Origin of the sequence: Curtobacterium sp. VKM Ac-2884, from assembly GCF_015350945.1 — a bacterium.
Taxonomy (GTDB): domain Bacteria; phylum Actinomycetota; class Actinomycetes; order Actinomycetales; family Microbacteriaceae; genus Curtobacterium.
In genome coordinates, this window is sequence record NZ_JADKSA010000003.1 from 51,120 (window position 1) to 65,109 (window position 13,990).

General features: G+C 70.9%; 9 protein-coding genes. 1 reads left to right on the plus strand and 8 read right to left on the minus strand.

Annotated features, from left to right (window positions below; translation table 11 throughout):
- Positions 1-56: 56 nt before the first annotated feature.
- The 4 genes from ITJ60_RS08590 to ITJ60_RS08605 form a co-directional block, all read right to left on the minus strand.
- Positions 57-2,201, minus strand: a complete 2,145-nt coding sequence (locus ITJ60_RS08590; protein ID WP_194647645.1) for a 3-hydroxyacyl-CoA dehydrogenase NAD-binding domain-containing protein — start codon at positions 2,199-2,201, stop codon at positions 57-59.
- On the minus strand, positions 2,198-3,418 hold the full coding sequence (locus ITJ60_RS08595) for a thiolase family protein (protein WP_123338336.1): 1,221 nt from the start codon (positions 3,416-3,418) through the stop codon (positions 2,198-2,200). The genes ITJ60_RS08590 and ITJ60_RS08595 overlap by 4 nt, the downstream gene beginning before the upstream one ends.
- 127 nt (positions 3,419-3,545) lie before the next feature.
- Positions 3,546-4,802 carry an HRDC domain-containing protein gene (locus ITJ60_RS08600; RefSeq protein WP_416371907.1) on the minus strand — a complete coding sequence of 419 codons (1,257 nt, stop codon included), beginning with the start codon at positions 4,800-4,802 and terminating at the stop codon, positions 3,546-3,548.
- Positions 4,799-5,380, minus strand: a complete 582-nt coding sequence (locus ITJ60_RS08605) for a DUF3000 domain-containing protein (protein WP_194647646.1) — start codon at positions 5,378-5,380, stop codon at positions 4,799-4,801. Before ITJ60_RS08605 ends, ITJ60_RS08600 begins: the two co-directional genes overlap by 4 nt.
- 23 nt (positions 5,381-5,403) lie before the next feature.
- Here ITJ60_RS08605 and ITJ60_RS08610 point away from each other — a divergent pair, with 23 nt between their 5' ends.
- A complete protein-coding gene (locus ITJ60_RS08610; protein ID WP_194647647.1) occupies positions 5,404-6,627 on the plus strand; it encodes an alpha/beta fold hydrolase in 1,224 nt (407 codons plus the stop codon).
- 105 nt (positions 6,628-6,732) lie between these two features.
- On the opposite strand, the gene ITJ60_RS08615 is transcribed toward ITJ60_RS08610, so the two are convergent.
- The 4 genes from ITJ60_RS08615 to ITJ60_RS08630 form a co-directional block, all read right to left on the minus strand.
- Positions 6,733-7,299 (minus strand): hypothetical protein, encoded by a 567-nt coding sequence (locus ITJ60_RS08615; protein WP_194647648.1) that lies wholly within the window; start codon positions 7,297-7,299, stop codon positions 6,733-6,735.
- Positions 7,296-8,021, minus strand: coding sequence for a hypothetical protein (locus ITJ60_RS08620; protein ID WP_194647649.1), 726 nt, complete (start codon positions 8,019-8,021; stop codon positions 7,296-7,298). The genes ITJ60_RS08615 and ITJ60_RS08620 overlap by 4 nt, the downstream gene beginning before the upstream one ends.
- 87 nt (positions 8,022-8,108) lie before the next feature.
- Positions 8,109-8,528, minus strand: coding sequence for a DUF6188 family protein (locus ITJ60_RS08625; protein WP_194647650.1), 420 nt, complete (start codon positions 8,526-8,528; stop codon positions 8,109-8,111).
- Entirely contained in the window at positions 8,516-13,891 is a 5,376-nt protein-coding gene (locus ITJ60_RS08630; RefSeq protein WP_194647651.1) for a DUF6531 domain-containing protein, read from the minus strand. The genes ITJ60_RS08625 and ITJ60_RS08630 overlap by 13 nt, the downstream gene beginning before the upstream one ends.
- Positions 13,892-13,990 lie beyond the last annotated feature (99 nt).

Sequence of the window (13,990 nt, forward strand, 5' to 3'; positions counted from 1 at the left end):
CGCGCCCCGAGGAGTCGGGGCGCGACGCCCGCCTCGGGGCGCGACACTCGCGCCGGCTAGCGGGAAGCGGGGCCGACGATCAGCGGGTCGTGGAAGCTCCCACCGAAGACGCGCTCGGACGCCCCACTGCGGTCGAGGTACGGGCTGATCCCACCGGCCTGGAACGGGTAGCCCGCACCGAGGATCAGGCCGAGGTCGATCTCCTCGACGTGCTGGACGACCTCGTCTTCGAGCATGCGGTGCAGCTCGTCGGCCAGGGCGTCCTCGAAGCGCTGCTGCATCGCGGCGGCGTCGACGGGCGTCGCGTCCTTCTTCGACGGCGCGACGAGCTTGACGGCGGCGGGGTCGTACCCCGTCGCGTTGCCCTTCTTGTCGCGGGTGAGGATCTTCCCGTGCTCGGCGATCTTCTTCAGCCCGTCACCGGGGTAGAAGCGCTCCGGCCACGCGGCGTGGTGCGAGTCGAGCACGTGCGCGCCGACCGGCAGTCCGACGAGCTCGAGCAGCTCGAAGGGCGACATCGGCAGTCCCAGCGGCGCGGCACCGGCCGCCACGACGTCGAACGAGGTGCCCTGCTCGACGCCGCGCATGGCCTCACCGAGGACCCGTGCGAGCACGCGGTTGACGACGAAGCCCGGCTGGTCGGCCGTGATGATCGCCGTCTTCTTGAGGGTCTTCGCGACGGCGAGTGCCGTGACGAGCGTCTCGTCGGAGGTCTCGGCGGTGCGGACGACCTCGAGCAACGGCATGACGGCGACGGGGTTGAAGAAGTGGAACCCGACCAGGCGCGACGGGTCGGACAGCACCGAACCCATCTCGGAGACCGACAACGACGAGGTGTTCGTCGCGAGGATGGCATCCGGGGCGATGACCTGCTCGATCTTCCGGAAGACCTCCTGCTTGACGGTCATCTCCTCGAAGACGGCCTCGATCACCCAGTCGGCGTCGGCGAAGGCGTCGTAGGACACCGAGCCGCTGACGAGGGCCGTGATGCGGTTGGCGTCGTCGGGGGAGATCCGGCCCTTGTCGAGCAGCTTCGCGACCTCGCCGCGGATGCGCTCCACGCCGGCGTCGACGCGGGACTGGTCGACGTCGGTGATCACCACGGGGACGCCGAGGCGTCGGGCGAAGAGCAGCGCGAACTGCGACGCCATCAGCCCGGCGCCGAGGACACCGACCTTCGTGATCTTCTTCGGCTCGACGCCCTGCGGAGCGCCGACGGGCTTCTTCGCACGCTTCTGCACCAGGTCGAACGCGTACATCGACGCAGCGAACTGGTCACCGGAGAGCAGGTCGGCGAGGGCGTCGTCCTCGTCGGCGAACCGTTCGTCCAAGGACCCGCCGCGAGCGGCGGCCACGAGGTCGAGCGCGCGGAACGGCGACTTCGGCACCGTCCCGATCTTCGACGCGACCTGCCCACGGGCGACCTTGACGACCGTGCCCCATGCCGCCTTCTCGAGCATGCCCGGTTCGTTGGGCCGCTTGACCGACACGCGACCGGCGATGACGCCGTCGGCCCACGCGACGGCCGACGGCAGGAACGTCACCGACGGGATCAGCGCGTCGCCGATGCCGATCTCGACCGCAGCCGGACCGTCCATCAGGCGGTTGTTCTTGAGGGGGTTCTCGACGATGACCCGGAGCGCGCGCTCCGGACCGATCAGGCGGGGGAGCAGTGTCGCGCCGCCCCAGCCCGGGATGATGCCGAGGAAGACCTCGGGCAGGCCGATGCCCTGCGCCGCGGACGAGAACACCCGGTAGGTGCAGTGCAGTCCGATCTCGAGCCCGCCGCCGAGGGCGATGCCGTTGATGAACGCGAACGACGGCACCCCGAGGTCGGACAGCTTGCGGAGGGTGGCGTGGCCGAGGGCCGCGAGGTCGTGCGCCACGTCCCGCGACGGCACGGACGCTGCCTGCGAGAGGTCGGCACCGGCAGCGAAGCAGTACTCCTTGCCGGTGATCGCGACTCCCTGGATCGTGCCGGCGGTCGCCTCGGTCTTCAGGGTGTCGAGCACCCCGGAGAGTTCGCGCAGCGTGCGCGGCCCGAGGGTGCTCGGACGCTTGTAGTCCTTGCCGTTGTCGAGCGTGATGAGCGCCAGGGTGCCACCGGAGGGCATCGTGACGTGCTTGACGAACGAGTGGGTGACGACCTCGTCCTCGCTGAGTTCGGACAGACGGTCGGTGTCGACGGTGGTCATGCTCATGCCCCCTTCCGAGCCGAACGTGCTGCGGACTTGCTGAAGCCGGGGTTCTCCCAGATCACGGTGCCGCCCTGGCCGAGTCCGATGCACATCGTGGTGATGCCGTACTGGACGTCCGGGCGCTCGGCGAACTGCGCGGCGAGCTGGTTCATCAGGCGGACACCGCTCGATGCCAGCGGGTGGCCGACGGCGATCGCGCCGCCCCACGCGTTGACGTTCGCGGAGTCCTGCGCGATGCCGTAGTTGTCGAGGAACGCGAGCACCTGCACCGCGAACGCCTCGTTGATCTCGAACAGGCCGATGTCGTCGATCGACAGGCCGGCCTTCGACAGCGCCTTGTCGGTCGCGGGGACCGGGCCGACGCCCATGACCTCGGGCTCGACGCCGGCGAAGGCGAACGAGACCATGCGCATCTTCGTCGGCAGGCCGTGCTCCTTGGCACCCTCGGCCGAGGCGAGCAAGCTCATGGTCGCGCCGTCGTTGAGGCCGGCGGCGTTGCCGGCGGTGACCCGTCCGTGCGGGCGGAACGGCGTCTTCAGCGCGGCCAGTGCCTCGAGCGTGGTGCCCGGACGCGGCGGCTCGTCGGTGCTGATGACGTCCCACCCGTCGCCCTTGTTCACCTCGACCGGGATCACGTCGGGCTGCAGCTTGCCGGCGGCCCACGCTGCGGCGTAGCGCTGCTGGGACTGGACGGCGTAGGCGTCCGTGCGGTCCTTCGTGATCGCCGGGAAGCGGTCGTGCAGGCGCTCGGCGGTGGACCCCATCACCAGCGCGTCGCTCGACACCATGCGTTCGGCGATGAACCGCGGGTTCGGGTCCGAGTTGAAGCCCATCGGGTGACGCCCCATGTGCTCGACACCTCCGGCGATCGCGATGTCCGCGGCGCCGAAGGCGATGGCACCCGCGAGCGTCGTGACGCTCGTCATGGCCCCGGCGCACATGCGGTCGATCGCGTACCCGGGGACCGACTTCGGCAGGCCGGCCAACATGCCGACGGTGCGGCCGAGGGTCAGCCCCTGGTCACCCTGCTGCGTGGTCGCCGCGACGGCGACGTCGTCCACCGCTGCGGTGTCGAGCGAGGCGTTCCGGTCGAGCAGTCCGCGCATCGCGTGCACCGCGAGGTCGTCGGACCGGGTCTTCCAGAACACCCCCTTCTCGCCGGCTCGTCCGAACGGTGTCCGTACTCCGTCCACGAACACGACGTCTGATGCCTTTGGCAATCCGGGCCTCCCAGATCCTCATCGATCGGGCCGGAACGCTGGTCGCTCCGGCCGGCCGGGCCTCGCCCGGCGACGCTCCCGACGCTATGCCCCCAGGCTGGGCGGCCGCATGCCGGTTGGGCGGTTCCTACGACTCGACGTCGTCCGTCGGCGCGGGCTGCTGTGCAGCAGCGACAAAGGCCGACGCGATGATCGAGGCGAGTTCCTCCACCTGCCAGGGGCGGGCCTCGTGTGCGGCGAGGGCGGCCCCGACCAGCTCGGTCGATGGCGGCGACGGCGGTGCCCACGAGACCACACGCAGGGTCTCCGGCGTGAGCAGGTTCTCGAGCGGGATGTCGAGCTCCTCGGACCGCTTCGTCACCGCGGCCCGTGCGGCCTTGTACCGGCGGTCGGCCGCGGGGTTGCGGTCGGCCCAGGCGCGGGGCGGCGGGAGTGTCGCCTCACCGGATCCGCGGAGCTTCGGCAGGTCCTCGGTCGTCAGGCCCTCGTCGACCGCGGCCCACCAGCGGTCGAGCTCGGACCGGCTGGCGCGACCCGTGAACGCCTTCAGAGCGCCGAGTTCGGTGCGCGACGACGGTGCGGCGGCTGCCGCCGCGACGATCGCGGCATCGGGGATCGTGCGCCCCGGAGCGATGTCGGCGGCGCGGGCGTACTCGTCACGGGCAACCCAGAGCGACCGGGCGATCGCCAGGGCGCGGGCACCACGGAGGGCGTGCATGCCGGACAGCCGGCGCCACGGCTCGGCACGGACGGGCTTCGGGGCGCGGTGCAGCACCGCGTCGAACTCCTCTTCCGCGATGCGGGACTTGCCGGCCTCGTCGAGCTTCGCGGCGAGGGCGTCACGCAGGTCGGGCAGGAGTTCGACGTCGAGCGACGCGTACACGAGCCACGACTGCGGCAACGGCCGGGTCGACCAGTCGGCTGCCGAGTGCGCCTTGGCGAGCGTGATCCCGAGCAGCTGCTCGACGACGGCGCCGAGACCGACCCGGGGGAACCCGGCGATGCGGGCTCCGAGTTCGGTGTCGAAGATGCGGGTCGGGACGAGACCCACCTCCTGCAGGCAGGGCAGGTCCTGCGAGGCGGCGTGGAACAGCCACTCCTCGTCGACGATGGCCGCCTGCAGTTCGGAGAAGTCGCCGATCGGGATCGGGTCGAACAGGAACGCGCCGGCACCGCGACGGAACACCTGGATCAGGTAGGCGCGCTGCGAGTAGCGGTAGCCGCTGGCGCGTTCGGCGTCGACGGCGACGGGCCCGTGACCGGCGGCGATCGCCGCGACGGCCTCGAGGTAGTCGTCGCGCGAGTCGATGACCTTGACGGCCTCGTGCGAGTCCTCGAACGCGGGGTCCGGTGCACCGGGGGTCGAACTGGCGGGGTCGGTCACTTGGCGAGCCTCCTCGGGGCCAGCAGGGTCACGCCGTCCGAGGCAGGAGGCAGACCGGCGAGCATGGCGACGATGTCCTGCCATGCCTGGACGTGTGCGGTGAGGTCGTCGCCGCGGGGCGTCCACGACGCGCGGAGTTCCAGCTGGGCGCCGTCGCCCTGTGCGGCGAGGTCGCCGTACCCGCGGGAGATGATCTTGGTGGCCGTGCCCGAAGCGTGGTCGTACTCGGCGCCGTGCGTCGCGAGCGCGTCGACGAGCCAGCTCCACGTAACGTCGGCGACGAACTCGTCGACACCGATCTCGGGTTCGAGTGGTGCTTGCGCGAACGAGACCACCCGGAACGCGCCGCCCCAGCCCTCGGGTTCCTCGGGGTCGTACAGGGCGATGAACCGTCCGGTGCCGAGGTCCGACTCGACGCCGTGCGCGGTGCCGGACACGTCCGCCGCCAGGGCGATCGAGAACGGTGCGATCCGCGTGGGCGAGGGGATCTCGGTGACGGTGGTCTCGGAGCGGCTGCTGCCGGAGGACACGAACGCGCGGAGCCGCGCGAAGGCGTCGGGCTCTCGGGTTTCGGACACACATGCAGACTAGGCTCCGGGCCATGTCCCGATCCGCGCGACCCGCCGAGGACGTCGTCCAGGAGACCGCACGATCGGCCGGCTTCATCGCCCTCGGCGCCGGGCTGGCCGCCGCCGCGGTGGGGACGGCCGTCATCGGTGGCTTCGTCGCCGCCGTCGCCCGCGCCGTCGTCACCCCGGACCGCAAGCGCACCGAACGCGTCCCGATCCACGCCGTCGACCCGGTCCGGATGACCGTGACCATCGAGCGGACCGCCGACACCGAGCTGCAGGGTCGGTACTCGCTCTGGTTCGGCGCCGGCACCGGTCACATGCGCGTCGGCGAGGTCCTCGGCACCACCGACACCACGGTCACGCGCCGCATCATCGCGATCGACGCCGGCGACCCGACCGCTGCACGCCGCGGACGCTGGGGCGGCTGGTTCTACCTGACCCCCGGCGAGCTCGACGTGCCCGTCGAGGACATCGACATCCCCACCCCGAACGGGCCCGCACCCGCCTGGGTCGTCCGTGCCGACGACCCGGACGCGCCGTGGGCCGTCCTGGTGCACGGCCGCGGCGTCACCCGAGCCGAGACGATCCGCGCCGTCCCCGTCTTCCGCGCCGCCGGCTACTCGGTCGTGCTTGCCTCGTGGCGCAACGACGGCGTCGCTCCGCCGAGCGTCGACGGTCGCTACGGCCTCGGCAGCACCGAGTGGGAGGACATCGACTCCGTCCTCCGGTGGCTCAGTGCCCAGAACGCGCAGAGCGTCGTGCTCATGGGCTGGTCGATGGGCGGTGCCGTCGTGCTGCAGACCCTGCTGCGCTCACGCTTCGCCGGGCTCGTCGATGGCGTGGTGCTCGAGTCACCCGTGGTCGACTGGCACGCGGTGCTCAAGTCGCAGAGCCAGCTCATGGGGTTGCCGCGGCCGGTCCGCAAGGTCGCCCAGCGTCTGCTCCGCACCCCGGTGCTGCACCGGCTCGCCGGCCTGCAGCAGCCGGTGGACCTGCGGGAACTCGACATGGTCACCCGGTCCGCCGAGCTGACGGTGCCGATCCTCCTGCTGCACAGCGACGACGACGGGTTCGTGCCGTCCTCGGCCTCGCACGACCTGGCACGCGCACGGCCCGACCTGGTGCGGCTCGAGGTGCAGACCACGGCCCGGCACACCAAGCTCTGGAACCACGACGCCGACTGGTTCGACGCCCGCATCCTCGCGTGGCTCACCGAGGTGGTCCAGCGTCGCGGGGCGGCCAGCGCGCGGTAGACGCGATCGGAAAGCGGACGGGAGGCGCGGTGCCAGCTGGCACCGCGCCTCCCGTCCGTCCGTCCTTGCGTCCGTTCGGTCGCATCGTGAGCAGAAATGGTCGGATCACCGTCGCGCACTCGACCCGTTCTGCTCACGAAGCGGCCGGTGTGGCGCGGCATTCGTCCCGTTCGTCGTCTGCTGTCGTGGCCCGAACTCCTCGAGACGCGTCGCCGGTCGGCCGGGGTGCGCTGGGCCGTGCGTCCGGTCGAAGGCATCGCTCATCGTCGTGAGCGGCGGTCGGACCGTCACGGTCCATTCGCCACTGTCGAACGCGTCGATCCGGACGACCAGGTTCGACCCGTCGGCCAGGTCCGAGCCGGGGAGGTAGCCGAGGAACACGCCGTCGATGAGCTGCCGCATGCTGTCAGCGATCTCCATCGCCTCGGCATGGCTCAGGATGAGCCCGGGTTCCGCCGCCGCGTCGACGCGGCGTTCGAGTGGGAGCGCTTGGACCGGCTTGTCAGAGGACGTGACGGCGTACAGGGTCGTGAGGACCCAGACGAGCTCTGGTGAATGGAGTTCTGGTGTTTCGAGCTCTGAGAAGAACTGCACCAGGTCGGGCAGCACGATGCGAGCAGCGGGGATGCGGTAGGTGACCATCCCCAGGTCGCTCGGCACTGTCGTGGTCATCCGTTCTCCTCGGTCGTTCCTGTCCGGGGCGAGAGCCCGCCGACGCTCATGGCGGCGAGGACGTCGGTCCTGCAGGGCGTGAACGCGGTGATCGCGACCGCGGCGTCAGCCTGCACGGTGCAGAACCCCGGCTGCTCGGCGCCGAGCGGAACAAGCGCACCTGCGAACCCGTCGAGTCCGCGGATGTCGAAGCCCTTCTCCGCGGCCGTCGTGTACTTCGTCAGGAAGGTCCGTGCCGTCGACAGCGCGCCCTGCTCGAAGATGCGGACCCGTTCCTCGGCCGGACACTGCGATGCCACCTCGAGCGCCAGTTCCACTCCCGGGGCGTTCGACGCACGGAGGCGCGCATACAGCTCCTGGACGGTGATGTGGACGAGCCTGACGGAACGGTCGATCGCCGTGGCTGCCACGAGCGTTCGGTCCGTCGCGCGCAACACGACCGTCACGAGTTCATCGCCGTGCTCGACCTGACAGATCAGGACGAGCTCGTCCCCGAGGGCTAGGAGCGGGTCGATGAACGGTACGAGGTTCGGCTCCTGCTTCGAGTAGGTCCGCCGGATGACCGCTGCGAACGACCGTGCGGACACGTCGGAGACGAACACATTCGTGTCCGGCCCGACAGCGGCGAGGATCTCGACGACACGGTCCGGCAGGTCCACAGTCGTTCCGGTGGTGACCGCTCGGAGATGACCGATCGAGATCTCCGGGGGCGCGTCCGTCACCGTCGGATCTCCGCCGACGATGGGTTGTGTCGGTTCCGGACCTCGTCTGGTCGAGGCATCTGGCTGCGCGGCCATCGTCAGCTCAGCTCAACCGTGCTCGATCGGAGTGCCGTCACCAGGTATCGAGATGAACAGGTTGCCACCTCCGAGAGCGGTCGCTCTGACCGGCGGCGTCTCAGGGCCGGAGTAATGCCACGATTCGTAATCGTCGTCCGGTTCTGCTCGAAGAGTCGTTCCCGATGAGAATGTGATTTCGAGCGCACTTTCGTCGATCCGAGCTCCCGTGACGTTCTGTGTGTGGAGATGGAGAGCGGGGAGCAGGGAATCCTTGTCTTCCGGATCCACCGAGACCGTCACACCATCCGTATCCCTGATCGCGAAGGTGGTCTCGAACGAGACCATGCTCCGGTTCGAGAACGCGAGAGTGAGCCTGAAGTCGATCCAGATGAGGTCGACAGTCTCGCCGACGAGTGCGAGGTGAACGTCATTTGCGGTCAGTTCGGCCATCCGAGGTACTCTCCCTGGTGCTCACTGGGAACATGGCTGTCCGGCTTTGAGCCGGGCTTCCCCGTTCGGGGATCGATCCATTGCCCGTAGTCGTTGCTGTAACGGCTGTAGCCGTTCGGATACCGTTCGGTGGGTTCCATCACCCGGATCATGTTGGCATCGTCGTGCATGCCCGGGTTCGCTGCAGACGCAGGATCTTGCGCAACGAGCCCTCGGTTGGTCCGCGCCGGTCCGATGTCCCAACCAGCAGGGATGTCGTAGGCCGTCCCCTGTGGCGTCACGACGAACGTCTTCCCGCTCGACGAGAGGACGTTGACAGGCGGGGTCGGCGTGAGGTCGTCCAACTTGTTCACCGCGGTCGGCAGGTGGACCTTCGACATGGTGCCGCCGGTGGCCGCCGACGTCGCCGCACCCTCGGCAGCGTTCCGGAGCAGACCACCCGGGGTCACCGGCTGGCCGCTCACCGCGTAGTTCGCGACGTTCTCGACCGCGCCTTCTGCCGCGTTGCCGAGCAGGTGCTTCCCGATCAGGGCTCCGGCGCCACCGCCGACGGCACCGAAGGCCCCGCTGACGGCGACCTGGCCCCAGTTCACCTCGCCGGTGGTGGCCTTCTGGATGATGGTGTCGGCACCGGCGCTGATGAGCATCATGCCGACCGGACCGCCGACGCCGGTGGCGAGAAGCACACCGCCCGCGACGACCATCGCGCCGCCGGCGACGTACTCCCAGTTGTCCGCGAACCAGTCACCGGTGGCCGCAGCGGCCCGGGCGAGCGGACCCTGTTCGGCCGCCGCGTAGGCCTCCAGCTCCGCGTCGGTAACGGGCGCGAGGCCGAGCGGGTCGATGGCGTGCAGCGGATCGTTGCCGGCGAACGAGTAGGGGTTGCCCGCCCCGGCTGCTCCGGCGGGCGCGGTGACCGGGTCGACGGACAGGAAGCCGCGCGACGACGAGTCGTAGGCGCGGGCACCCATCCACTCCAAGCCGGCGACCTGCAGCGAACCGTCGGCACCGAGGGCGATCCCGCCGGGCAGGCCGGAGCCGCCGAGGTCGACGAGCGTCTGCCACGGGTCGGTGTCGTCGGCTGCTCTCGTGGTGCGCCGACCGCTCGTGGACCAACCGCCGTCCACCCCGGTCAGGCCGCCGGGAGCGCGGACGACCGGTGTGTCACCGACTGCGAGGAGCGTCGGCGCGAACGCGGCGGTGTCCCAGTCGATCGAGACGCCGTCGACCTTGGCGAGTTCGCCGAGGGCGTCGACGTGCAGGTCGGTCGTGGTGCTGCCCGCAGCAGCAGTCTCGGTCACGCTCGTCAGGCGGCCCTGGGGGCTCCAGCCGTAGCGGGTCGTGCCGTTCCCGGGCCGGACCGCCCGGGTGCGACGGCCGGCGCCGTCGTACGCGTAGGTCGTCTCGCGCGACCCGTCCGCGGTGTCGACCCGGGTGAGCTGCCCGGCGGAGTCGTACGTCGACCGTCGGGCGGAGGACTCCGTCCGCTCGTCGACCAGACGTCCGGCGACGTCGTAGGCCCAGTCGGTTCGTCGGCCGTCGTGCACGGCCGCGACCAGTTGGGCCGCGGCGTCGTGCTGGTACGTCGTGCTCCCGCCGGGGCCGTCGACCCGGGTGATGCGCCCGTCGGCGTCGCGTTCGATCGTGCTGGCGTGCGTGCCGTCCGCGTCGATGCGCGCGTGCCGGACCACGTGTCCGTTCGCGTACTCCCAGGTCTGCAGCTGATCGCCGGCGCGGGCCTGCAGGAGCCGCCCCGCCGCGTCGTGCTCGTACCGGACTTCTCCGAAGGCCGAGTGGTCGACGCGGACGACCCGACCGGTGGCGTCGTGCGCGTACCGGGTCGTGGACCCGTCGGGGGACTGCACCGAGGTGCGGAGACCGTCGGCATCGTGGGTCCACCGCGTTTCGCGCAGGCCGGAGGCGCGTCGGACGAGCTGGCCCAGTCGGCTGAACTCGAGGACGTGGGTGGCGGGGGAGTCCGGGCGGCTTTCGTCGGTGATCGTCACCGTGCGAGCACGCGCATCGCGGTCGATGCGGCCGATCAACCGGTCACCGGCGTACTGCGCGGATTCCCGACCGGCCGCGTCGTACTCCCACCGCAGGACGCTCCCGTCCGAGTCCGTCTGGGTGAGCTGTCGTCCGGCGGCGTCGTAGGTCGCCGTCGTCGTGCGCCCGAGCTGATCCGTGGACGAGGCCACCTTGTCGAGCTGCGTGTACGTCCGGACGGTCACGCCACCCAGCGGATCGACGGTGCGGATGAGGCGTCCACGCTGGTCGTACTCGTAGCGGGTGGTGCCGCCGAGCCCGTTCACCGCAGCGACGAGCTGTCCGGCGGCGTCGTACCGGAAGGTCCGCTGGCCGAAGCGGGTGTCCCGCGCCGAGACCACGCGACCGACCCGGTCGTACCGGTGCCGGACGGTGCCGACCCCGGGGACGTCGGCGTGGACGACCCGGCCCTGGCGGTCGTACTCGGTGCGTGCGACCTCGCCGGTCGGCAAGGTGCGCGCGACGACCCGCGAATCGGCGTCGTAGGTCAGCGTGGTGCGTGCACCGGCGGGATCGATCGCGGAGACCGGTCGGCCGCACGCGTCGTACTCGTACCGGGTTGTGCGGCCCGCCGGGGTGGTGACGGCGACGACTCGTCCGGCCAGGTCACGCTCGATCCTGGTGAGCCCACCGTCCGCGTTGACGAGTTCGACCGGTCGGCCGCACGCGTCGTACGTCGTCAGCTCAGCAGAGGAATCCGCGTGCTCGAGCCGGGTCGGACGCCCGAACTCGTCGGTCGTCACGGACACGGCGTCGAAGGCGTCGCGGACCGTGGAGACGCCGTCCGCGCGCGAGCGCCCGACCTCGGTGCGGACACCGGTCGGGTCGACGGTGGCGCCGAGGGCTCCGACCGCGTCGTACACCCGCTTCCAGGTGCCGCCGGCCGGGTCGACCACGGCTTCGAGCCGCGAGAGCGCGTCGTGCACGAACGCCCACTCGGCACCGTCGGGCAGGGTCATCGACGACACGTTGCCGAAGGCGTCGAAGTCCTTCGTCACGACGCGACCGAGGGGATCCGTGGTGGACACGATCTCGCCGTGTGGACCGTGGGTGACCTCGGTGCGGGCACCGGTCGGATCGATAGTCGCGGTGACCCGGCCGCCGTCGCCGTGCTCGAACCGCCACAGTCCGCCGTCCGGATCCTCGCGCGCGGTGAGCAGCCCGGCGTCGTCGTAGCGGTACCGGGTCCGGTGGCCGAGCGGTGTGACGGCCTCGACGATCCGGCCTCCGGCGTCGCGGATCAGCCGTGCGGTGTCACCCACGGCGTTCTCGACGCCGACGAGCTCGCCCGATGCGTCGTGGTGGAACGTGACGATGACGCCCGTCGGATCGGTGGTGCGGACGAGCAGGCCGTCCTGCCAGTCGAGCACGGTGCGACCGCCGACGGGGTCGACGATGATCGACGGGTTCCGGTCGTCGCCCGCGTACGAGTACTCGACGACCCCGCCGTTCGCGGTGACCACGGTGGTCAGTCGGTCCTGCTCGTCGTACCCGAAGGTCAGATCGGCGCCATCGGGGGTCACGGTCCGGACACGGCGCCCGCGGTCGTCGTACCCGTGCACGGTCACCTGCCCGTCGCGCTCGGTCACCGAGACGAGGTTGCCGTGCGGGTCGTACGACATCGACTGGCGCTGCCCGTCGGTGTCGATGATCCCGACAACGCGGCCCTTCCGGTCGGCGATCCAGGTGTTCGCGTGCTCCCCGTCGACGTCGGAGACCGAGGTGACCCGCCCCGGCAGGTACGCGAACCGGACCCGCCGACCGAAGGGCGTGCGCTGCTCGACCACCCGGCCGCGGTCGTCGTAGGTGTTGTCGCACTCGACGACCCCCGTCGCAGCGGTCACCCGGTCGATCAGGCCGTCCGCGTTCCAGCGGTACCGGCGACTGCCGACGGCGTCGGTCGCCCGGACCAGCCGGCCGCCCTCGTCGTAGTGGTACTCGACGCGGCGCCCGTCCGACGCCGTCACGGACGCCACCCGGTCGCCGCCGTACTCGATGTCGACGAACCGCCCGAACGCGTGCGCGAGCCGCGTGATCCGATCGTGCGCGTCGCGTCGCACGGTCACGGCGGTGCCCGCTCCACGCGCACTGCTCAGCCACAGTCCGGACGGCGTGAACGCCCACCTACCGCCGGCGTTGTCCCGCACGACGAGCGAGTCCTGCTCGGCCCGGAGCCACAGGTCCTCGCCGACGCCGCGGCTCCACCCGTCCCCCTGCCGCGGGAAGTCGACCTGCCGGCCGTCGTCGAGCACGACCGACGCAGCGTCGTCACTGACCTCGAGCCGGGTGTCGAGGATCGAGGACCACCCGAGCCCGAACACCCCGGCACGACCGTCGAGCGAGTTGTACATCCGGGTGAGCCGGAGCGACGCCGCCTGCCCGGCGAACGACAGGTCGGTCTCAGGCTCGAGGAAGTTGCCGGTGGCCGTGTTGACCGGGTCGTCGGCGAACCCGTTGGTCGGGGGCGTCCCCATCGCCGTGAACGGCCCGATGGTGAAGTCGTCGCGACCGGCGTCGATCCCCGCCGAGGACAGCGCGGCCGCGATCGCCGCGTCCGACAGCGTCGCGGGCCCGGCACCGCCACCGGCGGCCTCGAACTGCGCTGCGACGGTGCCCGCCCAGTCGGCGTCCTGCGCGTTCGCGGTGAGCCAGTCGTTGACGGCGGTCAGCAGCGACTGGGCGTTCAGCGTGCCCCAGCAGGGGTTGCACTCTGCCTCGTAGTCGCTCAGGGCGTTGCGGAACGTGGAGACGGCACCCGACAGGTCAGAGTCGAGCGTGCGGGTGTTCGCCTCGAAGGAGCGGAGGTCTCCGGGAACGGCCGACGACGTCCCACCGCTGGTCCCACCACCCGCGGGGATCTCGCGCCCCTTGACGCTGACCTCGTCCGCCTGCAGACGCGGCTCCGGTTCCGGCGCCGGGGGCTTCGGGTCGTCACCGCCGCCGAACCACGTCGAGATCTCGTGTCCGGCGCCGACGAAGAAGTTCTCCTCGCGTTCACGCTTGCGGGCGTCCCACGCCTTCGCCTGCTTCCGCCGGTCGTCCTCGTCCTTCGCGGCGTCGCGGAGCTGCTGCACGAAGCCCGACAGGCTCTGCAGCGCCTCGACGAGCTTGGTCGCGCTGCGCGCGCCGATGTCGGCGTTGTCCGCGAAGACCTCGGAGAAGTACCCCCGGAACTCCGCACTCGCGGTCGTCACCGATGACGACCGCGACCCGGACTGGCCGCCGATCGACGACGCGAGCGCCGTCGAAGCCGACTTGAGTGCATCCGCTGCGCTGTACGAGTAGCCGGTCGGATCGTTCCCGTGGATCTTCGCCATCGTCATTCCCCCCTGGTGCTGACCGCACCATCCTGGCACGGATCCGGACTGAAATTCCAGAGGATGGCATGCGTGCCGAGGGGAGATGGACGGGAGGCC